Source organism: Nostoc sp. PCC 7107 (genome assembly GCF_000316625.1).
Lineage (GTDB): Bacteria > Cyanobacteriota > Cyanobacteriia > Cyanobacteriales > Nostocaceae > Nostoc_B.
The window spans coordinates 5,899,002-5,924,886 of record NC_019676.1; the positions used below are offsets into that span (position 1 = coordinate 5,899,002).

Consider the following 25,885-nt stretch of genomic DNA (forward strand, 5'->3'; position numbering starts at 1 on the left):
TAGAGAATAAAGTTTATCTATCTTGTTGCGCCCAAATACGTGTGGGAAGACCCCAAACGTAGATAAAGCCTTCGGCGGCTTTGTGGTCAAATTGGTCTTCTGCGCCGTAGGTGGCTAAGTCGGGGGTGTATAGGGTGTTGTCACTCCAACGACCAACTATAGTGGCGTTACCTTTGAAAAGTTTCAGCCGCACAGTTCCCGAAACGCGTTCTTGTGTTTGGTGAATGAAAGCATCCAAAGCGGCTTTTAGGGGACTGTACCACAAACCGTTATAGACCAATTTGGTATAAGTGTCTTCGATACCGCGCTTGTAGTGGGTGACATCTGCGGTTAAGGTGAGGCTTTCTAAATCACGGTGGGCTTGAATTAGCACCAACATCGCTGGTGATTCGTAGATTTCCCGTGATTTGATACCCACCAAGCGGTTTTCAATCATGTCAATGCGACCAATGCCATGATTGCCAGCTAACTCGTTGAGTGTTTCAATTAATTCAACAGGGTTTTTGGCTGTACCGTTGACGGTTGTGGGTATACCTTTAGTAAAGCCAATCTCGATATATTCTGGCTCATTGGGAGTATCAGCGATCGCCTTTGTCATCTGATAAATTTCTTCTGGGGGTTCTGCGGCTGGATCTTCCAACACACCCGCTTCAATACTGCGACCGAGCAAGTTTTTATCAATACTGTAAGGCGAAGACTTTTTCACAGGTGCAGGAATACCGCACTTTTCACCGTATGCAATGGTTTCCTCACGGCTCATCCCCCATTCCCGCGCGGGTGCTAAAATTTTGAGGCTGGGATTTAAGGCAGCACAGGAAACGTCAAAGCGTACCTGATCATTACCCTTACCAGTACAACCATGTGCGATCGCATCAGCACCATATTTTTCGGCTGCTTCTACTAATATTTTGGCAATCAAGGGACGAGCCAGCGCCGTTCCCAGAGGATAACGATTTTCGTAAAGGGCGTTAGCTTGAATCGCCGGGAAAGCGTAATCTTTAACAAAGCTGTCTTTGACATCAATTACCAGAGACTCACTAGCACCCGACTTGAGAGCTTTTTCTTTAATTGGCTCTAATTCATCTCCCTGGCCTAAATCTGCTGCGAGGGTAATCACCTCTTCCACACCCCACTCTTGCTTGAGGTAAGGAATGCACACAGAAGTATCTACACCACCTGAATATGCTAAGACAACCTTTTTGGCGCGACCCATTGGTTTCTCCAGTTAGGACAACAAAGAATGACACAATATTATATCGGACTACTACAGGTAGATTGTCTAAGGTTGTGCGATCGCCCTAATGGTTATATCAATTCTCGATGACATAAAGTATATCCATAAGCCAGCGATTAAACTCACCAGCTTATGGCGCTGGTAATTAACAAGCGACTACTTTCTTTTTTTGGTTTGGACTAAAGTTTTGACTAACTCAACTATTGCCATAATTACAGTAGCCGTTCCGCCCATTAATAAAGAACTTAAAATTGCTGCTGCAAGAATAATTTCTGTTGGACTGTACCCATCGCGCATCCAAGCAGAAGGTTTTTCAATTGCTGGGGAAGTTGCAGGAATTAACTGTGAAGTTTGGGTGTTAGTAGAAGTGTTATTCATAATGAACTTTGTGAAAAACTCGACTGTGTAAATCGTATTCTTGCCCTCAAAGCCCGTAAATTCCCAAGAAATAGAGATAAAGTAGAATCAAGTAGAAGATAAGTAGAATCAACTAGATTTTTTCAGGCTGTCTATGCAATGGGATGAGTTTTTACGACAACAAGCGGCTACTCATGAGTTATCCCCAGAGCAAACGGCAGCTTTTTTAGTTAGGTTTCAGGCGGAAAACTCAGGTAAAAGTGAACAAGAAATTGCCAACTTATTAGAAATTGAGCTTTCTGCTTTTAAAAAGCGGATGAGTCCGGTGTATAGTAAGTTTGCGGAGAGTTGTCCTGAGTTAGCTAAACGTCAACGCAGAAAGTTTGAAACATTAAAGGCTTACCTAACAGCAAAATATAACGGTGTTACCGACACCCAGCCGAAAAAAGAAATTCAGCACAATATCCCCCCGGCTGTACCTTGGGAAAGATTTGTTGGGAGAGAAGCGGAATTACAACGACTGCACGAGATGATACAACAATCGCAGCAAGTTGCTATTGTTGCGGTGGCGGGGATGGGTGGTGTTGGGAAAACTGAACTTGCAACCCAGTATGCTCAACAAAACTTGCAAAAATATCCTGGTGGGGTGTGTTGGTTATCAGCGCAGGGTATTGATGTCGGGATTCAAATTCTCAGATTTGCAGAAGCGAAATTTCAATTTATCGCACCCGATGACCGAGAGTTAGTAGATCGGGTAAAACTTTGCTGGGATAGATGGGATGCTGGGGATGTTTTGCTGGTATTTGATGATATCACCGACTACAAAACTCAGGTTAAGCCTTATATTCCTGCGAACTCATCTAAGTTTAAAACGTTGCTCACAACTCGCCTGGGGTTTGATAGAACTTTGCCACAATTAAGCTTGGGTGTTCTCAAACCATTGGCGGCGATGCAATTATTAAAGTCGCTGGTGGGGAGAGACAGATTAAAAAATGAGCCTTTGGTGGCGAGAAAAATCTGTAAATTCTTGGGATATTTGCCTTTAGCTTTAGAGTTGGTGGGACGATATCTGGATACAATGCCAGATTTATCACTGCAAACACTGTTGAAACGGTTAGAGAGAAAGCGGTTGGAACATGAAGCAATGGCTGAGGCTAACCCGTTGATGCGTTATGAATATGGTGTGGCTGAAGCTTTTAATTTGAGTTGGGACAAGTTAGATGAAAATGCAAGAAATCTGGGTTGTTCGCTAAGTTTATATGCTTTAGCTGATATTCCTTTTGATGTGGAAGGAATGGAAGATGATGAACAGCGAGAAATTCGAGAGAAAGCCATTCGTGATTTGTTAGAACTGCATTTATTACAACGCAAAAGCAAAGGAATTTATCGTTTACACACCTTAATTCGGCAATATTTCCAAATGAAGTTGGATAAGTCAAGCAAAGCGGATGAGGTGAAGACAGATTTTGCCGCGCAGATGGTAACAGTAGCAAAGCTAATTCCTTTCCAGCCAACTCTTGATTTAATTCAACAACTCACTCCCCTAATTCCTCATGTAGCAGAAGCAACAAATCATCTAACACCATTCATTAAGGATGAAGATTTAATCACCCCTTTTACCGGATTAGGCCATTTTTATCAAGGGCAAGGACTATATCAAGAAGCAGAACCTTGGTTGAGCCAGTGTTTAGAATTAATTAAAAGTCGCCTTGGTGCAGAACATCCCGCCGTTGCCATGAGCCAGAATAATTTGGCAGAACTCTACTGTGTGACAGCACGGTACAGTGAAGCTGAACCATTATTTCTGCAAGCTTTAGAACTCATTCAACACCTATTAGGAGGAGCAGAACATCTTGTTGTTACCTCTATCCAGAATAATCTGGCTAGATTCTACCGCGTCACAGGACGTTACAGTGAGGCTGAAGTTCTTTATAAGCAAGCTTTAGAAATCCAGCAACGCTTATCAGGAGCAGAAGATATTTCTGTCACACCTATCCAGAATAATCTGGCATTAATCTACCGTTTGACAGGAAGGTACAGTGAAGCCGAAGTTCTGTATCAGCAAGCTTTAGAGATCAAGCAACGCCTGTTAGGAACAGAACATCTCGATGCTGCCATTTGCCTGAATAATCTGGCTAAACTCTACAGCGTGACAGGAAGGTACAGTGAAGCCGAAGTTCTATACCAGCAAGCTTTAGAGATCAAGCAACGCCTGTTAGGAGCAGAACATCCCAATGTCATCCTAATCCAGAGTAATCTGGGAGAACTTTACCGTGTAACAAAACGCTACAGTGAAGCCGAATCTTTGTTTCTGCAAGTTTTAGAACTTAGAAAACGTTTGTTAGGAACAGAACATCCCGATGTCGCCATTAGCCTGAATAATCTGGCGGAACTTTACTATGCGACAGAAAGGTATAGTGAGGCTGAACCATTGTATCGGCAAGCTTTAGAACTCAACCAACGTTTGTTAAGAGCAGAACATCCCGATATCGCCATTAGTATGATTAATCTGGCAAAACTCTACCGTGCAACAGAAAGGTACAGTGAAGCCGAACCTTTTTATCTCCAAGTTTTAGAACTCTGGCAAAGGTCGTTAGGCGCAGAACATCCCGATGTCGCCATTATCATGAATCATCTTGCAGAAGTCTACTATGCAACAGGACGCTACAGTGAAGCTGAACCTTGGTATCGTCAAGTTTTAGAACTCAGGCAACGCCTGCTAGGAACAGAACACCTTGATGTCGTCACTAGCCTGAATAATTTAGCAGAAATCTATTCTTTGACAGGACGCTACAATGAAGCTGAACCTTTGTTTTTACAAGCTTTAGAATTAAACCAACGCCTGCTAGGAACAGAACACCTTGATGTCGTCACTAGCCTGAATTATCTGTCAGGACTCTACTATTTGACAGAACGCTACAGCGAAGCCGAACCTCTTTATCGGCAAGCTTTAGAAATCAGGCAACGCCTGTTAGGAACAGAACATCTCGATGTTGCCACTAGCCTGAATAATCTAGCAGAAATCTATTCTTTGACAGGACGCTACAATGAAGCCGAACCCCTCTATCGCCAAGCTTTAGAAATCAGGCAACGCCTGTTAGGAACAGAACATCTCGATGTTGCCACTAGCTTGAATCATCTGGCAGAACTTTACGAATCAATAGGAAGGTACAGTAAAGCCGAAACCTTATTTCTGCAAGCTTTAGAAATCAGGCAACGCTTGTTAGGAGCAGAACATCTCGCTGTTGCCAACAGCTTAAATAATCTGGCGGCACTTTACAAATTACAAGGAAGGTACAGCAAAGCCGAACCCCTCTATCGCCAAGCTTTAGAAATCATTCAACGCTTGTTAGGAGTAGAACATTTCGCTGTTGCCACTAGCTTGAGTAATTTGGCAGAACTTTATGAATCAATAGGAAGATACAAGGAAGCTGAACCTCTTTATCAGGAAGCTTTAGAACTCATTCAACGCCTGTTAGGAACAGAACATCCTAATGTTGCTACTGTCATGAATAATTTGGCGTTTCTCTACAAGTCAACAAAACGCTACAGTGAAGCTGAAGCATTGTTTCTACAAGCTTTAAAACTCAATAAACGCTTGTTAGGAGCAGAAAATCTCAATGTTGCCGCTAACCTACATAATCTGGGAGAACTTTACCGTGAGACAAGAAGGTATAGTAAAGCCGAACAGCTATTTCTGCAAGCTTTAAAACTCAGGAAACGCTTGTTAGGAGTAGAACACCATGATGTCGCCACTAGTCTGCATAATCTGGCATGTCTCTACCATACAACCAGAAGGTATCGTGAAGCCGAACCTTTATATCACCAATCTGTGGAAATTTATCAGCGCACTTTGGGTGTAGGTCATCCTTACACCAGGACAGCGCAGAGAAATTATGTTCTATTTTTAATAAAAGCATATCGTTAGTGCAATATCTAAAAATGAAGCTGTTAAGATTCACGCAGAGACACAGAAGCGCGGAGAGTGACGAGAAAGTTATATTAATTTGGAATTTGTAATTAAGGAATATGGCATTGCTCTCTCATTTCAACCTCATAAGTTTCTGCTGACATCACGCCCAAATTTTCTGCATATTGAGTACAAACCCAGGTAGCACATCTTCACCAGAGAGAGTCTGAGGTGATTTGAGAATTTCCACATCTTTTCCCGGACGATAAATTTCTACTTCTTGTTTTTTGCGATTAATTAACCAACCTAAACGACAGCCATTTTCGATATACTCTTGCATTTTATTTTGAGTTTTTTTTAAGCTGTCATTAGGTGAGAGTATCTCAATGACAAAATCAGGACATAGCGGAATAAATTTCTCTTTTTGTTCTTTCGTTAACGCATCCCAACGAGATTTTGCTACCCAAGAAACATCGGGCGAACGGTCAGCACTATTTGGTAAAGTAAATCCAGTTGATGAATCAAATACTTCTCCTAACTGATGTTGATCATTCCAGAACCATATTTGACCATTAACATGAGAATTGCTTTTGCCTGTCTCTCCTCCTGTGGGTGGCATAATAATTAATTCTCCTTGGGCATTGCGTTCTAATTTTAAATCGGGATTTTCTTCACAGAGTTGATAAAATTGTTCTCTTGTGAGTTGAATTATAGAATTGAGGTTTAATGTAATTGCTGTCATAGAGTAAAAGGCAACAGAAAAAACTCATCTATCCCAATACTTTTCGGTTTAGCGTTATGAGTTCTTGCAGATCCCCCCAACCCCCCTTAAAAAAGCAGGGCTATTTTTCTGTTTACCACCTTAAAAAGGAGGTCGCCGCAGGCGGGGGGATCTGCATCTAGGATGAATCAACCTTTATCCGAGAAGCATTGTCTACCTATTCTTAAAATAACTGTAAGTATCGAGCTTTAACCACAAAGATTCAGGAGTATTTTAGCTTGCTCCAGTCATTGATATTCCATAATTAAGAGACAAGCGACAGTGGAGGCGGTGATGACTGTACAGTTATTAAGACGTAAATTCACAGTGCAGCAATACCACAAAATGTTTGAGTTGGGGATTCTTACAGAAGATGAGCGAGTTGAATTAATCCGGGGAGAAATTATTGAGATGTCGCCGATTGGGACAAAACACGCTGCTTGTGTAAAGTGCTTAAATAAACTCTTGTCTAGTAAGTTAAGGGATAAAGTTCTCATTGCTATTCAAGACCCTGTGGAACTGAGCGATAATTCACAACCGCAGCCAGATGTGGCTTTACTCAAACCCCGTGATGATTTTTATGCAGATGCACACCCTAAACCTCAAGATATTTTCTTACTGATTGAAGTTGCTGATTCAACAATAATCTATGACAGGGAAGAAAAGATTCCTTTATATGCGGAAGCTAATATAATTGCGGTTTGGTTAGTAGATATTAATGAACAAGTTGTGGAAGTTTATCAACAACCAACCGCCACAGGATATCAGTTTATGCAAAAGTTTGCTGGTGGTGAAACTTTATCAATTCCAGGTTTCTCTGATGTCACAATTACGGTCAATGAAATCTTCGGTAGATAAATTACTACCTCTTTCCTCTCCCTCTGTGTTCTCTGAGTCTTCTATTTTTGTCTCACGCAAAGGCAAGGCAGCGCGTTGGGCGGGTTTCCCGACTTGTAGCGACTGCCGCGCAAAGGCGCAAAGAAGAGTTTTAGATGTGTTTTGATGGTGTCATTTTGAGTTATGAACACCAAATTTCAGCTTTTGAACTCGAACATTCTCGTTTGAAACAGGAATATTCTTGTTTCATATCCGAACATTCTCATTTGAAACAGGAATCTTCTCGTTTCAAACTAAAGCATTCTCGTTTCAAACTAAAACGTTCTTGTTTTGAACAGGAACATTCTCGTTTCAAGCCTGAACTGTCAGGTTATAAACCCGAAGCTTCAAGGATAAAACGCGATCGCTCTCACTACAAACTAAAATACAATCACCCAAAAGCTATCTTTACTGTGCTATTCGCCAAACCTTGATGGTATTATCTTCGCTGCCGCTGATAATAGTCTTACCATCAGCCGTAAAACCGACGGATGTCACTGTATCTGCATGACCTGTTAATGTATTTAAGACTTCTCCTGTGGCTAAATTCCAAAGTTTGATGGTACGATCGCGGCTGGCACTGGCTAAGGTCATACCATCTGGGCTAAAAGCCACACAGGTAACGGTGTTTGCATGACCTGTTAAGGTGCGAATAACTTCGCCGGATGCGACATCCCAAAGTTTAATGGTGCGATCGCGGCTGGCGCTGGCTAAAGTGGTACTATCAGGACTAAAGGCTACTGATGTGATTGTATTGGGATTTCCCGTCAATGTGCGGGCTGGGTCATCTTGATAAAGATGCCAAAGTTTTATGGTTTTATCAAAACTCCCACTGGCTAAGTTACGTCCATCTGGGCTAATAGCAACTGACCGCACCCAATATTTATGTCCTTTAAGTGTGCGAATTAATTTACCTGTGCCTAAATTCCACATTTTCAGGGTGTTATCATCACTCCCGCTGACCAAAATTTTTCCATTGGGACTAATAGCTAATGCTTGAATGGAATCAGTGTGTCCCGTTAGCGAATAGACTATTTTCCCTGTACTCAAATTCCAGGCTTTAATAGTTTGATCATCACTCCCGCTGACCAAAGTTTTGCCATTGGGACTAATAGCCACAGCATTGACTTTTTGCGAATGTCCATTTAGGGTGAGTATTTCTTTTCCTGTGGCAATATTCCACATTTTAATATTACGTTCCCCTTCGCCACTACTAGCAATTGTCTGCCCATCGGGACTAATGGCGACAGAGACAACAGATTTTGCCGCACCTTTGAGGGTTTTAGTTAAGGAAATATTTTTAACTGGAACATTGGGTGACTGACCAAAAACAACTTCACCCTGAGTAGAACTGTAATTTCCTGGCTTCAGTCTCGATAAAACACTAGTTTGAATTTGGCGATATTTTTGATACCAAGAATCACTAAAACCAAATAACAAAATGAAAGCAGCGCCTAAAACTAAACTTTTAACAAAAGCATATTTAAAGGAGAACTTTGATTTTGGTTGAGTTACGGTGAATTTTCCCGATGACTGTCCCGCAGCGGGTAAGGCGCGTGGGAGTGATGGAATCAAATCTTTAATCACTTCATCGGCTGACTGGTAGCGTTGGCTTAAGTCTTTTTGCAACAGCTTTGTCATCACCCCTTCCAATTCTGGCGACAAAGGACTACGCAAATATTCCCGCCAACTGTTCGCCCAGCCATAGCCATGTTCCATCCACAATTGAAAAGGGGATGTTCCCGTTAGTAGATGAAAACAGGTAGCCCCCAAACTGAACAAATCACTAGCTGGGTAAGCTTTCCCATCTCTGATTTGTTCCAGTGGAGAATAACCATGCGAACCAATGGATGTACCATTTTTATTCTTGACTTTTTCGGTTAATTGCTTAGATGAACCAAAATCAATCAAGCTAAGTCGCCCATCATATCGACAGCGAATTAAATTTTCTGGTTTAATGTCTCGGTGAATCACACCGCGATCGTGAATGAATTTGAGTACAGGCAGCAAATCGAGTAAAATTGCTTGAATTTCATTCGCTTTATAGACTTTGCGCTGTTGTAATTCTTTTAACAAGTTCTGCCCATTAATAAACTGTTGCACCAAATAAAGGCAGTTATCTTGTTCAAAGTATGCAATTAGTGTGGGAATTTGGGGATGTTCGCCGAGTTGTTGCAGTCGTTTGGCTTCTTCTGCAAATAACTCCATTGCTTTTTTCTGTGACCAAGTTCCTTGAAATTTCGGTGCTAATTGCTTAATTACACACAGTTCATTGAGTTTATCGGTATCTTCAGATAAATAAGTTCTACCAAATCCCCCCTCATCGGAAAGCACCCGAATCACCCGAAAGCGATTTCTTAACAGTGGTACCAAAGGGGTGCTACAAGTTTGGCATGACTGCTTTCCTTTAGGATTTAGGGGATTTGGACAATCGGGATTTAAGCAGCAGATCATTATCTGACAGGCGCAACTGCATAAAAATTTTTACTAAATTAACCCCGATATTTCCCTAGATTATGATTGACTCTCACGTATTGATGGTAGATCCCGCAGGTAATGGGGAGTGGGGAATCAATTATATAGTCAATTTTGGTAAATGCTCATAAGTTTTCCTCAATGCTGGAAAACGAAGAGAGTCATCAGCTGAATTTTATCGATTATAGCAGCTAGGCAAAAGTAGCAGACAGGTTAAGAGTGTCATTAGTCAAGACAAATGACTAATGACTCATGACTAATAATAACTAAGGCTTTTGTGTGGCGATCGCTAATTTTGCCCCCTGGACTTGTCTAACTTGATCCATCACTGCCACTACTTTACCGTGGGTGACTGTTGCATCAGCATTCACAATTACTAATGCTTCTTGGTTATCGCCTACCAAGGTACGCAATTGTTCGGCTAAACCTTCAACAGTGGTTGGTTGACGGTTGACACTTACTACTCCATCTTGATCGACTGTGACAGTAATTTTCGCTGGAACTTGCTGCTGTTTGGCTGTCGCCGCTTTGGGCAAGTTGACGGGTAAACCTTCTGAGCGAGTTAAAAATAACGTTGACATAATAAAAAATGTCAAAATCGCAAATATCACATCAATCATCGGTACAATGTTAATTTGCGGTGGTAAATCCGGCTCATCTTGTAGACGCATAGGTTCTGTCTCCTCGTTCATAGCGGCGGCGATAGAGCAGTTCTAATTGTCCACCATATTCTTGTATTGCGGCAATCTGGCGTTGATATAACCCGCGAAAGGTATTAGCAAATAAAAGTGTAAAAATAGCTACGACTAATCCTGAAGCTGTAGAAACTAGCGCTTCACTAATACCTGCGGTAACTCCTGTGGTCTGTGTCCCGCCTACATCACCCAAGTTTAATGATGCGAAAGAAGCAATCAAACCCAAAACAGTACCCAGTAGGCCTAAAAGTGGTGCAAGACCAATAATTGTGTCAAATATATTTTGAAAACGTTTGAGAACCGGGATTTCGGCTTGCGCTTCACTTTCTAAAGCGAGACGAAATTCTTCTGGGTTTGGTTCTTCTAGTTGCAGCGCCGCTAAAAAAATCCTTGTCATCGGCAAATCTGCATTCTTTTGCAATTTATCCAACGCGCCAACAACATTATCGAGGCGGTAGAGATTCAATACTTCTCTGACTACGCGATTTTGCCGAGTATTGATGCGATACCAAAAGCGGACTCGCTCGATAATTAAGGCAATTCCTACCACACTAAACACCAGCAGGGGCCACATGACCACGCCGCCTGCTTGAAACAGCTGATTCATGAACATGTAATATCTCTAGGAACTAAAATGGACAGCGTTACAGTTAGACTAGCAGTTTACGGTACTAAATGATATATCTTATCAATAAGCGATATAAAAAATACATAGCTATGTCAAGTTAAATTTATTTTTGATGACATGATTAATCGTCCTCTTTCAAAGTTTGAGTAGCTCAAGTTGTTACCAATTAAGTACTTACCTAGGCAGACATTGGCGAGAGGTTAACTAAGGTATGTTTAGCTTGATTGCCTGATTTAACCTACAGACCGTTTTATCAGAACTCATTAACTAATAAGAAATTGCAATAAATCAAAGCAGGTGTTGACTTGAAGTAAAAAAAAATACATCATTTAAGGTTTCCTATTCCCGCATTGTCTCATAGACTAGGGGCAGCAACCTTATTCAAAACTGGCTGAGGAAAGTGGAAATTGACTGAGACGAACAACTTAAACTCTTCCTTCCCGGATGTTTCCCGTAGAGAATTACGCGATTTGGTGCGGACTCAATTGCAAATGCTGCTAGAATCAGCCGATTTACAAGCAGCAAAAGCGATTCTTGTACCTGTACAACCTGCGGACATTGCTGAAGCTATTGAAGGTTTACCCGAAGCAATGCACGCTCTGGCTTTTCGTTTGCTTTCTAAGGATGAGGCGATCGCAGTTTATGAATATCTAGACTATAGCGTACAAGAACGGCTGATTGAAGAATTAAAAAGTCAAGAAGTCCGAGATATTGTCGATCAAATGTCCTCGGATGACAGGGCTAGGTTATTTGATGAGTTACCTGCAAAAGTTGTCAATCGTTTACTAGAACAATTAAGTCCTGTAGAACGTCAAGCGACAGCTTTGCTGTTGGGTTATGAACCTAATACAGCCGGGCGAATTATGACTCTAGAGTTTATTTCCCTGAAAGAAAATATTACAGTCACTCAGGCTCTAGAGCGAATTCGTCGTTTGGCTAGTGCCAGTGAAATCATTTATTATCTTTATGTCACCGATGCAGATAGAAGGTTAACAGGAATTGTATCTTTGCGAGATGTGGTAACATCTCAGCCAGAACAAATCATTGGTGAAATTATGACCCGTGATGTGGTATTTGTTCGCACAGATACAGACCAAGAAGAAGTAGCGAGAATAATTCAAAGATATGACTTTTTAGCTGTGCCTGTAGTAGATAAACAACAGCTTTTAGTGGGAATTGTCACAGTCGATGATGTCATTGATATTTTAGAAGAAGAAACCACCAAAGATATTTACGCTTTAGGTGGTGGTGTGCAGTCGAGTGGCGATAATTATTTCCAAATGAATTTAATGGAAGTAGCGCGTAAACGAGTGCTATGGTTATTTGTTTTATTAATCACTAATACGGTTACAGGCACAATTATTAAATCTCAAGAAGATATTTTAACCAAAGTAGTCACACTAACAGCCTTTATTCCTTTATTAACAGGGACTGGTGGTAACGTTGGCGCTCAATCTTCTACAGTAGTGATACGCGGGATGAACACAGATGAAATTCGTTCCCTTGGGCCATTGCAAGTAATTGGCAGAGAAGCGATCGCTGGTTTATTGTTAGGTGGTATGTTGGGGATAGTAGCTACAGTCTGGGCTTACTTTTTGCAAGGACGAATTGAAGTGGCGATCGCAGTCGGTAGTAGTTTAGTAGCAATTTCCATCTTAGCTTCTGTCTCTGGTTCCGCACTGCCATTTTTATTCCGGATGTTGCGCTTAGACCCAGCTTTAATGTCAGCACCATTTATCACTACAGCCGTCGATGTCTTAGGCGTTTTAATTTATTTCAATTTGGCACGGGTAATTTTAAAGTTGTAGACATTGCCATATCAACTACTCAAACATGAAACTTTTGATTCTCTCTGCGCCTTTGCGTCTCTGCGTGAGCAAATTCATCCCGCATTTATCAATTCCCCAAACTACTTAACTTCAAACCCCCGCAAACCTTCTGGTTCCTCATACTCAGTCACCACCTCCTGCACTATCGCCGCAGGTGGGACAGAGTGACACCAACGAATCATTTCCTCCACAACCACCCGCGCCCCTTCAAATACCGCTTCGACCCGGCTATCAGGAAGATTTCGTACCCAACCAGTTAAACCCAACTGGCTGGCGGTATCAACTGTTGCATAGCGATAGCCCACTCCTTGAACTCGGCCAGAAATTAAGACATGGGCGCGAATTATTTCTGGTAGTTGTGCTGAATCTTGCATAAACTGGTGAATTCTTTACGATTTCCAGTCTACCTGTTATGTGAATCTAGAACAAAATTTTAATTGCACACTCAAGTTTTGGTGGTTCAGTTTTTTCGCAAATGCAACTGCTGTAATAGTAGCCGAAGATAATGATAAATTATTGTTTGTACATCCTCATAATCAGCGGATGTCTGCATCCCTAATTACAGATCACCATCTATCAATCTGTTAATTTTAGAATTTGAATTCTGCCTTACTTATGTCTAATTTACCACCTTTAAATCCCGATACAATTTGGGGAATCCTCAAGGATCAAATTGATGACGCTACGGTCAATCAGTTAGTCTGGTACTATTTAGGATATCGCTATAACTCCACAACAAATAAATGGGAAAGTAACGAAGTTATCCTCGAATGGCGAGATGAATACCCAGAACCGCCTAATTTTCTCGAAAGTCGTCCTGCAACCATGAAGTTAACTCGTTCTATCCCCAAAGAATATAAACAGATTGTCAAAGAAAAATTGGGTTTTAAAGGTTATAAAATTGGGGAATTTACGCCCAGAGAAACACGCAGAGCCACAGCCGCTAATTGGTTGTTAAGTTATTGGCAGCAACAAAATCCAGAATTATAGTTATTTGAGAGGTTTAAAATATTCAATAAATCTTGAGTATTTAGGCTGAAGTCATAACGCAATGCCATGTAACTGCTCTAGCAATATTCAGTTGATATGAAAATATTTCAACTGAATATTATTTTTGAAAAATCATATATAAAATTATTTTCATTTATTTTAGAAAATCTATCGCCTGAAGGTAGATAGTTAATTATTGCCAAATATTCAGTAATTTTCGTAATTATCCTGCAAAAAACACCCATTTAGATATTATCTAGTATATCTATAGATAGAGGAAGTGATTGTTTAATTATTTCTGTAGACCGATTTGCAAATTGATTAATAATTACGAAAATACTGATATTCGCTTTATATACTTGAAAAATTTTTATGGCTAATTCCATTGAATTTACTTTATTTGCCCCTTATAACAAAGGCGCTGCATTAATTGCTTCTTTTTCTGATTGGCAAGAAATTTCAATGAAAAAAGGAGAAGATGGCTATTTTCGCACAACTGTAGAATTAGAAGATGGTGTTTATCAATATAAATTCCGTGTTCAGTCCAAATCATGGTTCTTTGAAGCAGATCAATGGGTAGAGGTAACAGATCCCTATGCAACTGATATTGACGAATTAGGCAGTAAAGATAATAGTGTAATCCGCATTAAAGATGGAAAAAAAATTGTTGATACTTACGTCTGGCATCATGATGATAAATCCTTACCAGCAGACCATGAATTAGTTATTTATGAATTACATGTTGGGGATTTTTCTGGTGGTGAAGATGACCCTTATGCTAGAGGTAAATATAAACACGTTATTGAAAAGTTAGATTATTTATGTGAGTTAGGAATTAACGCGATTGAGTTACTACCAGTTAAAGAATATCCTGGTGATCATAGTTGGGGTTATAATCCACGTTATTTTTTCGCAACTGAATCGAGTTATGGTTCTACAGAAGGGTTAAAGCAACTCATAGATGAATGCCATAACCGGGGTATTCGGGTGATTATGGATGGGATTTATAATCACTCAGAATCTTCTAGTCCCTTAACTCAAATAGATCATGATTATTGGTATCACCATGCGCCCCGTGACCCTGATAATAGCTGGGGGCCAGAATTTAATTATGAGTTATACGATGAAAATTTAGAGACTTATCCCGCACGCAAATTTATTGGTGATACAGTCCGTTTTTGGGTGCAAGAATATCATATAGATGGCATTCGCTACGATGCAGCTAGACAAATAGCAAATTATGATTTCATGCACTGGATAGTCCAAGAAGCGAAAAAAACTGCTGGTGCTAAACCTTTTTATAATGTTGCTGAACACATCCCAGAAACTACTAGTATTACCAATATTGATGGGCCGATGGATGGCTGTTGGCATGATAGTTTTATGCACACAGTCACAGCACATATTTGCGGTGATAGGTTTGATTTAGAAAACCTCAAGGATGTGATTGATCCGAAACGTCAAGGTTTCATGGGTGCGACTAATGTTGTTAATTATCTTACCAACCATGACCATAATCGCGTGATAGTTGAGTTAGGTAATCGAAACATTTTCGATGAAGAAGCTTTTAGGCGCATTAAATTAGGTGTGGCTATTTTGATGACGGCTGTTGGTGTACCTTTGGTATGGATGGGACAAGAGTTTGGCGAATACAAACCTAAAACACCAGAATCATCAAAAATTGATTGGACACTACTAGGTAATGATTTAAATCGGAGTTTATTTGATTACTACAAAGGCTTGATTCATTTACGGAAAAATAGTCATGCCTTATACACCGAAAATATTGATTTTATCCATGAAAACCCTGAAGCTAAGGTAGTGGCTTATAGCCGTTGGAATGATGAAGGTTCCCGTGTAGTTGTAGTAGCCAATTTTTCCGAAAACTTTTTAGGCGGCTATCATGTGCCTAACTTTCCTTGTGGCGGTACTTGGCATGAGTGGACTGCTAATTATGATGTTGAGGCTGGCGATGATGGGATTATAACTGATCTTGGCCCTTATGAAGCTAAAGTATTCGTTTGGCAATAACAGGATTCTCTGACATTGAGTTAGGCAGATTATAACGCAGTCAAGGGGGCTATATTTGCCCCCTTTTTATTTGTGATTAGATAGTGGGCGATCGCCAGCAATTATTCTCCTCCACAAGTACAATTAAACTATCAATAGACTCAGGAATAAAGTCTGTTTAAATAAAAATCCATGAATTGATTGTTGTGCTTTTGACCTAAAATGTGTATATTACTTTTCACTCCAGCAACGAGATCACCAAAATCTCCAGAGTCTCTCCATGCACAATAAATTATCTAATACTAACATTAAAAGTTCTCACATCTTATTAACGCCTCACGACGTTAAAACAAGATTGCCAATCACTAAATCGGCAGAACATACAGTTTTAAACTATAGAGAAGAACTAGAACATATTTTAGATTTTCAGGATAGTAGAAAATTTATTGTAGTTGGGCCTTGTTCTATCCACGACACAAAAGCAGCGATAGAATATGCTGAGAAATTAAAAATATTAGCTGATAAAGTCAAAGATAAACTCTTATTAGTTATGCGAGTTTACTTTGAAAAACCTAGAACAACAGTAGGCTGGAAAGGCTTAATTAATGACCCTGATATGGATGATTCTTTCCATGTAGAGAAAGGCTTATTAACTGCCAGAAGCTTGCTATTAAAAATTACAGAATTAGAATTACCCGCTGGTACAGAAGCCTTAGATCCCATCATCCCGCAATATATCAGTGAACTAATTACATGGTCAGCCATTGGGGCAAGAACCACAGAATCACAAACGCACCGGGAAATGTCTAGCGGACTTTCTATGCCCGTAGGTTTTAAAAATGGCACTGATGGGAATATTCAAGTAGCTTTAAATGCACTCCACTCAGCTAAAAGTCCTCATAACTTTTTAGGGATTAATAATAAAGGACAAGTCAGTGTTTTTCAAACGAAAGGGAATCCCTACGGTCATGTGATTTTACGTGGTGGAAATCAGCCTAATTACGATGCTGCTAATGTCAAATTAGTAGAAGACAAATTAAAAGAGTCTAATTTACCCCCAAGAATTGTGATTGACTGTAGTCATGGCAATACTAATAAAGACTACAAATTACAGTCTCAAGTATTTGAAGATGTGATTCAACAAATCGTTGATGGTAATACTTCAATAGTGGGGATGATGTTGGAATCGCATTTATATGAAGGCAATCAACCATTAAATTGCCAGCCAGAAGAATTAAAGTATGGGGTTTCTGTAACCGATAAATGTATTGGTTGGGAAGAAACAGAAAAAATTATTTTGGCAGCCCATGAAAAATTGAGGTAGTAGTAGAGACGTTGCATTGCAACGTCTCTAGATTAGTTTTACATAATCGTGCTAATTTCTTTCAAATAAACTCTGGTAAATGGTTCATCTTCTCCCAAGGTATAGTCTTCAATCAATCCCTTGCGTTTGATTGAAATATCATTGCCTTTTTTAATTACTACTGTAGAACCATCAACCAAATCACGCACTAACATCATTTCGGTTTCAGTGGGGTTATCTAAAATGACAATGTTGCTACCTTGATAGAACATTCCCTCTGTGTTCAAAGTCTCTGATTCATACTCAGCAATTAACAAATCTAGTTTGGGATTCCGCAGCAAACTTTGGAGATTACTGTTGTAATCTGGGCGAAGAACTTTTTGTGAGCGATTAACAAAAACAGCTTCACGACAAACAGCGCCTATTGTCCATTCAGGATGTTGTAATAAAATATGGTCAATTGTTGTTTGTAGTTCCTGAACGGAGATTTTGTTAAAGGTGATAGTGGGAATTCTGGCATCAATACCCGACGCAAAAAACGTTTCGAGGATGCGGGATGGAACATCAACGCTTTCACCCACGGCTGGGTTGAGGTGCATTAAAATACCTGGTGCGGCATTAATTTCCAAGATAGCAAAGTTACCCTGTTTCCAAGACTCCGCTAAATCTTCGGTAATCACATCAATACCCAGACAAGTTAGGCGAAAATGTTGGGCAATGTCTTGAGCCAGGATAATATTATCATCATGAATTGTATGGGTGGCATTGATACTCACGCCACCAGCAGAAAGATTGGCAACTTTCCGCAAGTAGATAGTCCGACTTTTTTCGAGAATACTCTTCAAAGACAGACGCTGTTCTTCTAGATACAACTCCATCGCCTCATCAATTTGAATTTTGCTCATTGCTGAGGTGGGTGAATCTAAACGTTCAGGTTTGCGATTTTCTTGACGAATTAATTCGTTAATGCTGGAGTAACCATCACCTGTTATTGATGCTGGACGGCGTTCTGTGGCGGCGACAAATTTGCCGTTAACACACAGTAAGCGAAAATCTTTACCAGCAATGCTTTTTTCGACAATTATGCGTGTGGATTGATTGTCGGGAATTGCAGCAAAGGCGCGACCGTAAGCAGATTCTAACTCGTAGGAGTCTTGTACTTCGGCGGTGACACCTATTCCTTTGTGACCAACAACAGGTTTTACCGCTACTGGGTAGCCAATTTCTCTAGCCACTATCAAGGCTTCCTTTTCACTAGTGACAATTTCACCTTTGGGAACTGGAAAGCCTAAATTACCCAAAAAGTCTTTACAATCATCTTTGCGGGTGGTGAAGTCAGAATCTATATGACTATCACAGTCAAAGGTGGTGGCGACACCACGAACTTGTTTTTTTCCCCAGCCGTATTGCATCAGTCCTTCATCCCAAAGATAAAAGGCGGGGATACCTTTTTCGTCGGCGGTGCGTAATAAGGCGTAGACTGTGGGGCCACCATAGACAGATTCGCGGAATCTGGTTTGTAAGTTTACTAGTTGCTCATCAAAGAGAAAATCTTCGTCTTGACCGATCGCTTCAAACCAATCCCACACACAATAAATTACGGCTCTAGTTGTGCGGGGATGCAGCGATTGAATGCTAATGCGAGTAAACTTGTCCTCTGGCTTGACATTGAAGTGGGTGAGGTGCAAATCCATTTCCAGCTTTCCCACTTCTGAGGCGGTGCGTGCAAACAAATGGGCGTAAGATTCATAAGTTTGATTGCCTATAAGGGGATAGCGATCGCTAATTTTGGCAACATAATCTTCTATGGGCAAAGGTTCTCTATACCCAGTCAGCGCCACATCAAATACTAATGCTCCTCTATCTAGATAGGGGTTCGGCCCGGCGTAATGCTGGAAGTTGAAAACATCAAACACATCTGTTCTTCTGGCATTTACACGGACTAAATTGGTGCTTTTTTCTTGAATCATTGATTCTCAACCTTTGCTAAACACCCTGAAGTTTCAACTTTAATTTGTGGTTGCTTAGACTCAATCAATTATTGTAGATTGATTCAATTTAACTTGGACAAGCTGTAACTTTGTCTTTGACTTTGTTAACCTCACCCTAATTGTAGTCATTAAGTATTTTCAACTATCTCAGGGCATAATTAAATTCATCCAATATTGAAGAAAAACAATAGCATCTTACACGTAATTGGCAATGATAAAAATATACCCTTTGAAGGGTGATTTTTTTTTGAGAAAAAGATATAAGTAGAAAAATATGGTTTCGAGGAGACAGCCAAATATGAATAGCACAAAAGCTGATCTCAGAGATGAAGTTAGAGAACTTGCCGAGGAAGCTTTTCATTGTAAGCTGATTTCGGGCTATGGAGATGGCCCAGATATCAACGAATTTCAAATTGTCTACCAAGGTAAACCAAGACATTTACCTCTGGAACAAGCACGTTTATTTTTAGTGAACTTGCTTTACAAAATTCGTCCGCAGTAGGATTTTTTTTTAGATGTGTAGATGACTATACTCAAATTCATTGAGCTAAGACAATCCAAAATCCAGTTATAACGCTTCTCTGTTCAGCTTTATCATCGTTGATCAAGCAGATAAAATAGTGCCTAAAAACTATGAGGTTTTAGTGCGATTACTTGAGAAGAGTTATACGTAAACTATTACTACCTGAGTAATTGGTAATTCCGCCAAATGAATTACCAATTACCAAAGATGCTGAATTTAGCAAAAATTCATTATATATAAAGTTATATAATTTAACTTTTACGAGTAAAAATTAATCTGCCCAATGGCTGATTTGATTGGGGTAATTGTCATGGTTTATTGAAATTAATCTAAATTTAATTCTTAATCCGGTTATTCGAGGGGCATTATGACAGAAGCTACACATAAACGCCAGTTGCTAATTATTGGTGGAGCAGAAGATAAAGAAGGTGATTGTCAGATTCTGCGAGAGTTTGTCCGTCGTGCTGGGGGTACAAAAGCCAATATTGTAATTATGACGGCTGCCACAGAACTGCCTAGGGAAGTGGGAGAAAATTATATTAGAGTTTTTGGACGGCTAGGTGCAGAAAATGTTCGCATTATTGACACTGAAACCCGTGAAGATGCTAAGTCTTCTACTGCTTTAGAAGCAATTAGTAAGGCAACTGGGGTATTTTTTACTGGAGGAGACCAAGCGCGAATTACTGGTATTCTCAAGGATACCGAAATCGATGCGGCTATTCACCAACGCTACGCTGAAGGTGCGGTTGTAGCAGGGACTAGTGCGGGTGCGGCTGTGATGCCCGATAAAATGATTGTTGAGGGTGATTCTCAGAGTACACCACGGATGGAAATTGTGGAAATGGGGCCAGGTATGGGTTTTCTGCCAGGGGTAGTTATTGACCAACATTTCTTGCAACGGGGACGCTTAGGACGTTTAATTACAGCTTTAGTCCGTGAACCTGCGGTGTTAGGATTTGGGATTGATGAGAATACAGCGATCGCAGTTACTGATGACCAAATCGAAGTTATTGGTGAAGGTTCGGTCACAATTGTGGATGAATCGGAATCTACATATAACAATGCAGACCAAATTCTCCGGGATGAACCTCTAGCAATCTGCGGTGCGAAGCTGCATATCCTACCAAATGGTTATAAATTTAACCTGAAAACTCGGCAACCAATTTTGACTAATGGTGTTGTCGCTAGTGAAGCTGTGAATGAATCTGTAGGGGTGTAAGGAAAGTAGGTTGGGTGAAGCGATAGCGAAACCCAACAAAATCTAATCAGGTTTTTAACGAACCACAGAGACGCAGAGGTCGCTGAGAGAAGATCGCACTACACTTTATGATCAAACCACCAAGGGTCTTGATTTGAATTGGTTTTAATCAAAAACGCTTTTTTACGCAAGAACCGTTTGAGGGCGGCTGTACCCATACGTGAACCGCCTAAACCGGAGAATTTGAAAGCGTTTTTTTCGCCTTCGTGCATAATGGCGGTGAGGGCGGCATCATTAATACTGATAGCACCTGCATCAATTTGTTGGGCAACTGTGATAGCTTCAGTTTCAGTTTCTGCAAACACCGCCGCACTCAGTCCATAAATTGAATCGTTCGCTAAATTTACTGCTTCCTCAACTGTGGTAAAAGGCATGATTGGCATGATAGGGCCAAATGTCTCTTCCGTCATGACTTTCATTGTATGGTTAACATGAGTTAGCACTGTGGGACGACACCACCAACCACCGCCTAACTCTTCAACTTTACCGCCGCAATGTATCACCGCACCTTTTTCTACCGCATCGGCGAGATGTTCGTTAATTATCCCAGCTTGTCTTTCGGCAATAATCGGGCCGATTTCGCCACTTTCAACTGTCGGATGGGCTAGTTGTAGGCGATGCGCTTTCGCTACTAACTGATGATAAAACTTTTCCAAGATAGATTCGGCGACGTAAATACGCTCAATTGATAAACATGATTGTCCGGTGTTGACGACGGAACCCCATAAAATCGCTGATGTGGCTAATTCTAAATCGGCAGATTCCAACACGATCGCCGGATCTTTCCCGCCCAATTCCAAAAAAGCGGGGATAAATCTTTGTGCGGCGGCTTCTGCAACTTTGCGTCCAGTGGCGACACTACCTGTAAAACAAACTAAATCTACATTCTCAATTAAAGCCGCTCCAGTTTCTCCCGCGCCTTCCACAAAACTGAAAACATCACGCAAGGCGGGAACTTGATTAATTGCAGCAATAAGTGGGGCGATGAAACGCGGTGCAATTTCACTGGGTTTGACAACCACAGCACAACCCGCCAGCAGTGCGGGAATACTATCTATAGTAGACAGCAACAAAGGAAAATTCCAGGGACTAATTACCCCAACTACAGGGTAAGGCGTTGATGTTTGTTGTAGGGCGATAAAGGGAATTGATGTATTTTTGGCAGAATCTTGTAATAAGTCTGGCGCTAATCCACACCAGCGATCGATGCTAGAAAGGAATGAGTCGATTTCCATCACCGAGATAGATAATCTACCTGTATCATTGACCAAAGCATCTGTGAGTTTTTCCCGTCCAGCCAAGATTGCTTGCTTCCACTCTTTTAAAGCTGCAACTCTTCCTTCTATGCCCAATTTTTGCCAACGCACTTGCGCCCTTCGCGCCCGGTTACATTGCTGCGCCAGCAGTTTCGGCGGCGGTGGGATAATTACATAATCATATTTTCCCGTTCGCGGGTTACGGACTTCGATTGGTTTTGTCATGTGTCATCTGTTAAAAGGCAGGAGGCAGGAGGCAGGAGGCAGGGGGCAGGAGGCAGGAGAAATTTCATACTTCAGACTTCATACTTCATACTTTCAAATAATCCCTAGTTGAGATAGGCGTTCTATGGTTTGTTGCTGTGTTTGGATGAAGTGTTGGCGATCGCATTCTTGATTTAGCATAGTGTTTGCTGGATAAAATTGTGACTGGCTGTAGCTTTGGGCGTATAGTTCAAAGCGCTGGCGAGACAGTAAATTATTTAACCCTGGACGACGGCGATCGCGTCTTAAAGCCGTTAAATCTATCTCTGCGAAAGCTGCCATACTTTCCCCTGCACCTGTCTCTGCTAATACGATACCGCGATAGTCAACTATTTTTGAGCCGCCATCAACGGAGGCGATTGGGATGGGGCTATTAGCTAGACCTGCGGTATTCGCAGATACAACGTAAGCCATATTTTCCACAGCGCGAGAAATTTTTGCTGCGTCTTTCGGTGTGAGGTTTTTGTTATACACTTCTGAGGTGGAATGCAGAAAAATCTCTGCGCCACGCATTGTTAAACACCGCGCCACTTCAGGATATAAAATTTCTTCGGAAGCGACAGCAGCTAAATTCCCAATTGCAGTTTTCGCCACCGGAAAAACTCCTTCTAAGCCGTAACAATCAAGATATTTATCCCAAACATCATGGGGTGTAGGTGCAAATAACGAATTTAGCCGCCGATAGCGCAAGACAATAGCACCAGATGGGTCAATCACAAAACAAGTTTGAAAATATAAGCCGGGAAAATTGGGGTCGAGTTCGTAAGCGTTCCCAGCTAAAAATATCTGATGTTTTTGAGCAATTTTACTGAGAGCTTCATATTCTGCGCCGTGCATTTCTATACAAGCTTTTTCTCCCCACACAGCCAAAGGTTCACCCATCGGGAAACCTGTCAGGAAATATTCTGGTAAGACAATTAAACGACAGTCAAAACCAATAAAAGCTATGCTGGCGGCGATTTGTTGTGCCAAGCGGTTGATAGTATGATGAATTATTTCTTGGACAGCGTGGCGATCGCTGGCTTGATTCACAGCATGACAGCTAACTTGCAATGCTAAGGCACGGTATGATGCGATGGAATTTGGAATATCTGTCATGCTGTTTGCTGTTCAAAAACGCCTCACTATCAATTTACTAGGATATGTTCACTCTTCCTAGGCGATCGCCGATTTCATGCAAAATTTATTGATAGATTCTCCAATGTTAATGCAATGATAAAAGAGAAGTAGCAAGCGCTTAACAGAACGGTATTGTTTTAATTTCTTTACCCCTCACGGGGATAGAAACCTGGTGATCATTTCGGTTTCTTCACTCTTCTCCTAACAGCGATGAAAAACCTAGCAAATGACGATTGATCAAATAGCCGACTGTCAGCAATTGCTTACATATCACAAATTCCGTATTGAACACAAAATAGTTAAGAATAGACGCATATTTAGCACCTACACCTAAAACCTGCGATGATCGTTTTCGCGGTTCTGGCAAATGGCTGGAGAGTAAAGTATTTTTAGTTGCTTGATCTGGTGTTGCCGATTTAACTATAAACTGACTATTAATCTTGCAACTTTGATTCTGCCAACTTGGCTATTTATCGGGACTGTACCCGGAAGCCAGTAGGAAAGCGGGAATAAGTACTAGTAAATGACCAACAATTTTGCTGATGAGAATTTGGACTGCAATAGTTGTACTAACTTCTTCTTGGCTAGTTTCCGGGTTGGTAGCTTCTCAGCCAATCAATGCTACAGTAGCGATCGCCGACGAAAAAATAGCACCATCAGGGTCAATTTCTCAAGCAAACAATACTCAAAAGCCGATTGCTATCGATAAATCTGAGTTTGGGATAGCGAGAGTTGATGCTAGAGGTAAAGTTAACTTCATCCCCACATTTAGAGTCCCACTACAAGAAGGTAGTAAATATGGGTGGCGAATTCAACTCAAAGACTACCAAGGCGAAGTTACATGGCGAGAAGTCCTACGCTTACCAAAACCCCCAGAAACTTGGGCTACAGATGATGGTGAAAACTTCACAGTCTCAGCTGACGGTACAGAGTCGGTAATGAGACGCAAAACTTTAGCTAAAGATGGTGTGATTGAAAACTACTGGACGATCGCCGCAGGTGATCCTCCAGGTAAGCATAAAATACAGGTATATGTTGATGACCGTCTGATTGCAACTTTCGATTTTGAAGTTTTTCCCGTAGACAGACAACAATCAACAGGTAGAAATCGCAGCCTATAGCAATTTTAAATCATTCATGAACAACAAAATACCCGAATTCTTAGAAGAAGTCGGGTATTTTAGCACTAATCCAAAATTGACATTAGCCAATAGATTCAAGATTTAGCTTGACAACCTTTTTCTTTTCTTCCTCAGCTTTAGGCAAAGTCAGAGTCAAAATACCATCTTTATAATCAGCAGTAACATTGGTATTTTGAATGCGAGTAGATAAAGGAATCAAACGTTGGAATTTCCCGTAATGGAATTCACTCTTGGTTACACCTTTCCCTTCTGTTTTAGTTTCAGATTTCCGTTCACCGCTGATATACACAGCTTTTTCTGTAACTTGCACATCTAGGTCTTTGGCTTCAATTCCTGGTAATTCTAACTTGAGATGAATCGCTTCTTCAGTTTCGTGTAATTCAGCCGCCGGAACTTTTGTAAGGCTTCTTTCCAGTAAAGTAGATGGGAGCATTTCGTCTGCAAATAAACTGTTGATTTGTCTTTGCAGAGTGTTCATTTCTTGCCAAGGATTCCAACGTACTAGTGTCATATCTCTACCTCAGTTAATTTCTAATTTTGTTTAGTTGATTTAGGCTTAAATCATTTGCTTTGTTTTTATAGTATTCATAATCTAGCGCGGTGTAAATTCGGTTTTTATCACCAACTTAATCATGATTGCCGAACCTTAGTATGGGTACGGTAAACCCCCATAATATTAGTGTGGTAAACTGTATATAAATCATCAATTACAGCTTATTTAAGAAGATAAATGTTATCAAAATAGCAGCAATAGGTAATTTACTAACTATATAATTTCTACTTGTTATCCTCAGTCGGAAAAATTCATATTTTCATAATCCACTTATTATCTATCAATCAACATGATAAATAGTTGGCTTTATCTCATTGCAGCAATCTTATTTGAAGTTGCTGGTACAACTTCCATGAAATTATCTGAGGGATTTACCAGAACTATTCCCTCGGTTTTAATTTTTGTCTGTTATGGAATTTGTTTTAGTTTTTTAACATTAGCCCTCAAAAAAATTGAAGTCAGCATTGCGTATGCTGTTTGGTCAGGTTTAGGAACAACTGTAATCGCTACTATTGGGGTGATTTGGTTTCGTGAGTCGATGTCTCTGACCAAGTTTTTATCAATAGCTTTAATTATCATTGGCGTAATTGGGGTAAATTCTGCCAAATAAAAAAAGCCCTCGTTCATCACAATGAACGAGGTGAGGATAGGAGTAATCAACAAAGACTTCCTGTTATGTTTGTCCTTTTTGAGATAACGAAGTTTGATGTAA

At 40.6% G+C, this 25,885-nt stretch carries 21 protein-coding genes; 10 read left to right on the forward strand and 11 right to left on the reverse strand.

Annotated features, from left to right (window positions below):
• Positions 1 to 13 precede the first annotated feature (13 nt).
• A complete protein-coding gene (locus tag NOS7107_RS25125; protein ID WP_015115752.1) occupies positions 14 to 1,213 on the reverse strand; it encodes an argininosuccinate synthase in 1,200 nt (399 codons plus the stop codon).
• Between the two features lie 177 nt (positions 1,214 to 1,390).
• The gene (locus NOS7107_RS25130) at positions 1,391 to 1,612 is read right to left on the reverse strand and encodes a hypothetical protein (protein ID WP_015115753.1); all 222 of its coding nucleotides are present in this window, start codon (positions 1,610 to 1,612) and stop codon (positions 1,391 to 1,393) included.
• A 133-nt stretch (positions 1,613 to 1,745) separates the two neighbouring features.
• On the opposite strand from NOS7107_RS25130, the gene NOS7107_RS25135 reads away from it, so the two are divergent.
• Positions 1,746 to 5,519 carry a tetratricopeptide repeat protein gene (locus NOS7107_RS25135; protein ID WP_015115754.1) on the forward strand — a complete coding sequence of 1,258 codons (3,774 nt, stop codon included), beginning with the start codon at positions 1,746 to 1,748 and terminating at the stop codon, positions 5,517 to 5,519.
• 145 nt (positions 5,520 to 5,664) lie between these two features.
• Here NOS7107_RS25135 and NOS7107_RS25140 read toward each other — a convergent pair whose 3' ends face one another.
• Complete coding sequence (locus NOS7107_RS25140) at positions 5,665 to 6,243, reverse strand: Uma2 family endonuclease (RefSeq protein ID WP_015115755.1); 579 nt, start codon at positions 6,241 to 6,243, stop codon at positions 5,665 to 5,667.
• A 312-nt stretch (positions 6,244 to 6,555) separates the two neighbouring features.
• On the opposite strand from NOS7107_RS25140, the gene NOS7107_RS25145 reads away from it, so the two are divergent.
• Positions 6,556 to 7,119 (forward strand): Uma2 family endonuclease, encoded by a 564-nt coding sequence (locus NOS7107_RS25145; protein ID WP_015115756.1) that lies wholly within the window; start codon positions 6,556 to 6,558, stop codon positions 7,117 to 7,119.
• A 426-nt stretch (positions 7,120 to 7,545) separates the two neighbouring features.
• On the opposite strand, the gene NOS7107_RS25155 is transcribed toward NOS7107_RS25145, so the two are convergent.
• From NOS7107_RS25155 to NOS7107_RS25165, 3 genes are all read right to left on the reverse strand, one after another.
• The gene (locus NOS7107_RS25155) at positions 7,546 to 9,591 is read right to left on the reverse strand and encodes a serine/threonine-protein kinase (protein ID WP_015115758.1); all 2,046 of its coding nucleotides are present in this window, start codon (positions 9,589 to 9,591) and stop codon (positions 7,546 to 7,548) included.
• A 287-nt stretch (positions 9,592 to 9,878) separates the two neighbouring features.
• Complete coding sequence (locus tag NOS7107_RS25160) at positions 9,879 to 10,283, reverse strand: biopolymer transporter ExbD (protein ID WP_015115759.1); 405 nt, start codon at positions 10,281 to 10,283, stop codon at positions 9,879 to 9,881.
• Complete coding sequence (locus NOS7107_RS25165) at positions 10,267 to 10,920, reverse strand: MotA/TolQ/ExbB proton channel family protein (RefSeq protein ID WP_015115760.1); 654 nt, start codon at positions 10,918 to 10,920, stop codon at positions 10,267 to 10,269. Before NOS7107_RS25165 ends, NOS7107_RS25160 begins: the two co-directional genes overlap by 17 nt.
• A gap of 422 nt (positions 10,921 to 11,342) precedes the next feature.
• Here NOS7107_RS25165 and mgtE point away from each other — a divergent pair, with 422 nt between their 5' ends.
• Complete coding sequence (gene mgtE / locus NOS7107_RS25170; RefSeq protein WP_015115761.1) at positions 11,343 to 12,743, forward strand: magnesium transporter; 1,401 nt, start codon at positions 11,343 to 11,345, stop codon at positions 12,741 to 12,743.
• A gap of 101 nt (positions 12,744 to 12,844) precedes the next feature.
• On the opposite strand, the gene NOS7107_RS25175 is transcribed toward mgtE, so the two are convergent.
• Positions 12,845 to 13,138 carry an acylphosphatase gene (locus NOS7107_RS25175; RefSeq protein WP_015115762.1) on the reverse strand — a complete coding sequence of 98 codons (294 nt, stop codon included), beginning with the start codon at positions 13,136 to 13,138 and terminating at the stop codon, positions 12,845 to 12,847.
• Between the two features lie 241 nt (positions 13,139 to 13,379).
• On the opposite strand from NOS7107_RS25175, the gene NOS7107_RS25180 reads away from it, so the two are divergent.
• From NOS7107_RS25180 to NOS7107_RS25190, 3 genes are all read left to right on the forward strand, one after another.
• The gene (locus tag NOS7107_RS25180; protein ID WP_015115763.1) at positions 13,380 to 13,754 is read left to right on the forward strand and encodes a DUF1823 family protein; all 375 of its coding nucleotides are present in this window, start codon (positions 13,380 to 13,382) and stop codon (positions 13,752 to 13,754) included.
• Positions 13,755 to 14,126: 372 nt separating this feature from the next.
• Positions 14,127 to 15,785, forward strand: coding sequence for an alpha-amylase family glycosyl hydrolase (locus NOS7107_RS25185; protein ID WP_015115764.1), 1,659 nt, complete (start codon positions 14,127 to 14,129; stop codon positions 15,783 to 15,785).
• A gap of 259 nt (positions 15,786 to 16,044) precedes the next feature.
• The gene (locus NOS7107_RS25190) at positions 16,045 to 17,088 is read left to right on the forward strand and encodes a 3-deoxy-7-phosphoheptulonate synthase (RefSeq protein WP_015115765.1); all 1,044 of its coding nucleotides are present in this window, start codon (positions 16,045 to 16,047) and stop codon (positions 17,086 to 17,088) included.
• Between the two features lie 38 nt (positions 17,089 to 17,126).
• On the opposite strand, the gene NOS7107_RS25195 is transcribed toward NOS7107_RS25190, so the two are convergent.
• Positions 17,127 to 19,037, reverse strand: coding sequence for a cyanophycin synthase (locus NOS7107_RS25195; RefSeq protein ID WP_015115766.1), 1,911 nt, complete (start codon positions 19,035 to 19,037; stop codon positions 17,127 to 17,129).
• A gap of 319 nt (positions 19,038 to 19,356) precedes the next feature.
• On the opposite strand from NOS7107_RS25195, the gene NOS7107_RS25200 reads away from it, so the two are divergent.
• Positions 19,357 to 19,560 carry a hypothetical protein gene (locus NOS7107_RS25200; RefSeq protein ID WP_015115767.1) on the forward strand — a complete coding sequence of 68 codons (204 nt, stop codon included), beginning with the start codon at positions 19,357 to 19,359 and terminating at the stop codon, positions 19,558 to 19,560.
• A gap of 388 nt (positions 19,561 to 19,948) precedes the next feature.
• The gene (locus NOS7107_RS25205; protein WP_015115768.1) at positions 19,949 to 20,800 is read left to right on the forward strand and encodes a cyanophycinase; all 852 of its coding nucleotides are present in this window, start codon (positions 19,949 to 19,951) and stop codon (positions 20,798 to 20,800) included.
• Between the two features lie 98 nt (positions 20,801 to 20,898).
• On the opposite strand, the gene NOS7107_RS25210 is transcribed toward NOS7107_RS25205, so the two are convergent.
• Both NOS7107_RS25210 and NOS7107_RS25215 read right to left on the reverse strand, forming a co-directional pair.
• Positions 20,899 to 22,320: an aldehyde dehydrogenase family protein gene (locus NOS7107_RS25210; protein WP_015115769.1), complete on the reverse strand. Its 1,422-nt coding sequence runs from the start codon at positions 22,318 to 22,320 to the stop codon at positions 20,899 to 20,901.
• Between the two features lie 93 nt (positions 22,321 to 22,413).
• On the reverse strand, positions 22,414 to 23,457 hold the full coding sequence (locus tag NOS7107_RS25215) for a nitrilase-related carbon-nitrogen hydrolase (RefSeq protein ID WP_015115770.1): 1,044 nt from the start codon (positions 23,455 to 23,457) through the stop codon (positions 22,414 to 22,416).
• A gap of 563 nt (positions 23,458 to 24,020) precedes the next feature.
• On the opposite strand from NOS7107_RS25215, the gene NOS7107_RS25220 reads away from it, so the two are divergent.
• Entirely contained in the window at positions 24,021 to 24,599 is a 579-nt protein-coding gene (locus NOS7107_RS25220; RefSeq protein WP_015115771.1) for a hypothetical protein, read from the forward strand.
• A gap of 82 nt (positions 24,600 to 24,681) precedes the next feature.
• Here the strand turns inward: NOS7107_RS25220 and NOS7107_RS25225 are convergent, their stop codons facing one another.
• Complete coding sequence (locus NOS7107_RS25225; protein WP_015115772.1) at positions 24,682 to 25,131, reverse strand: Hsp20/alpha crystallin family protein; 450 nt, start codon at positions 25,129 to 25,131, stop codon at positions 24,682 to 24,684.
• Between the two features lie 331 nt (positions 25,132 to 25,462).
• Between NOS7107_RS25225 and NOS7107_RS25230 the strand changes: the two genes are divergently transcribed.
• Positions 25,463 to 25,783, forward strand: coding sequence for a multidrug efflux SMR transporter (locus NOS7107_RS25230; RefSeq protein ID WP_015115773.1), 321 nt, complete (start codon positions 25,463 to 25,465; stop codon positions 25,781 to 25,783).
• Positions 25,784 to 25,885 lie beyond the last annotated feature (102 nt).

Bases quoted from the DNA above. Each gene is read 5' to 3' on its own strand.
- NOS7107_RS25125 (WP_015115752.1), bottom strand. From the start codon at position 1,213: ATGGGTCGCGCCAAAAAGGTTGTCTTAGCATATTCAGGTGGTGTAGAT.
- NOS7107_RS25130 (WP_015115753.1), bottom strand. From the start codon at position 1,612: ATGAATAACACTTCTACTAACACCCAAACTTCACAGTTAATTCCTGCA.
- NOS7107_RS25135 (WP_015115754.1), top strand. From the start codon at position 1,746: ATGCAATGGGATGAGTTTTTACGACAACAAGCGGCTACTCATGAGTTA.
- NOS7107_RS25140 (WP_015115755.1), bottom strand. From the start codon at position 6,243: ATGACAGCAATTACATTAAACCTCAATTCTATAATTCAACTCACAAGA.
- NOS7107_RS25145 (WP_015115756.1), top strand. From the start codon at position 6,556: ATGACTGTACAGTTATTAAGACGTAAATTCACAGTGCAGCAATACCAC.
- NOS7107_RS25155 (WP_015115758.1), bottom strand. From the start codon at position 9,591: ATGATCTGCTGCTTAAATCCCGATTGTCCAAATCCCCTAAATCCTAAA.
- NOS7107_RS25160 (WP_015115759.1), bottom strand. From the start codon at position 10,283: ATGCGTCTACAAGATGAGCCGGATTTACCACCGCAAATTAACATTGTA.
- NOS7107_RS25165 (WP_015115760.1), bottom strand. From the start codon at position 10,920: ATGTTCATGAATCAGCTGTTTCAAGCAGGCGGCGTGGTCATGTGGCCC.
- NOS7107_RS25175 (WP_015115762.1), bottom strand. From the start codon at position 13,138: ATGCAAGATTCAGCACAACTACCAGAAATAATTCGCGCCCATGTCTTA.
- NOS7107_RS25180 (WP_015115763.1), top strand. From the start codon at position 13,380: ATGTCTAATTTACCACCTTTAAATCCCGATACAATTTGGGGAATCCTC.
- NOS7107_RS25185 (WP_015115764.1), top strand. From the start codon at position 14,127: ATGGCTAATTCCATTGAATTTACTTTATTTGCCCCTTATAACAAAGGC.
- NOS7107_RS25190 (WP_015115765.1), top strand. From the start codon at position 16,045: ATGCACAATAAATTATCTAATACTAACATTAAAAGTTCTCACATCTTA.
- NOS7107_RS25195 (WP_015115766.1), bottom strand. From the start codon at position 19,037: ATGATTCAAGAAAAAAGCACCAATTTAGTCCGTGTAAATGCCAGAAGA.
- NOS7107_RS25200 (WP_015115767.1), top strand. From the start codon at position 19,357: ATGAATAGCACAAAAGCTGATCTCAGAGATGAAGTTAGAGAACTTGCC.
- NOS7107_RS25205 (WP_015115768.1), top strand. From the start codon at position 19,949: ATGACAGAAGCTACACATAAACGCCAGTTGCTAATTATTGGTGGAGCA.
- NOS7107_RS25210 (WP_015115769.1), bottom strand. From the start codon at position 22,320: ATGACAAAACCAATCGAAGTCCGTAACCCGCGAACGGGAAAATATGAT.
- NOS7107_RS25215 (WP_015115770.1), bottom strand. From the start codon at position 23,457: ATGACAGATATTCCAAATTCCATCGCATCATACCGTGCCTTAGCATTG.
- NOS7107_RS25220 (WP_015115771.1), top strand. From the start codon at position 24,021: ATGAGAATTTGGACTGCAATAGTTGTACTAACTTCTTCTTGGCTAGTT.
- NOS7107_RS25225 (WP_015115772.1), bottom strand. From the start codon at position 25,131: ATGACACTAGTACGTTGGAATCCTTGGCAAGAAATGAACACTCTGCAA.
- NOS7107_RS25230 (WP_015115773.1), top strand. From the start codon at position 25,463: ATGATAAATAGTTGGCTTTATCTCATTGCAGCAATCTTATTTGAAGTT.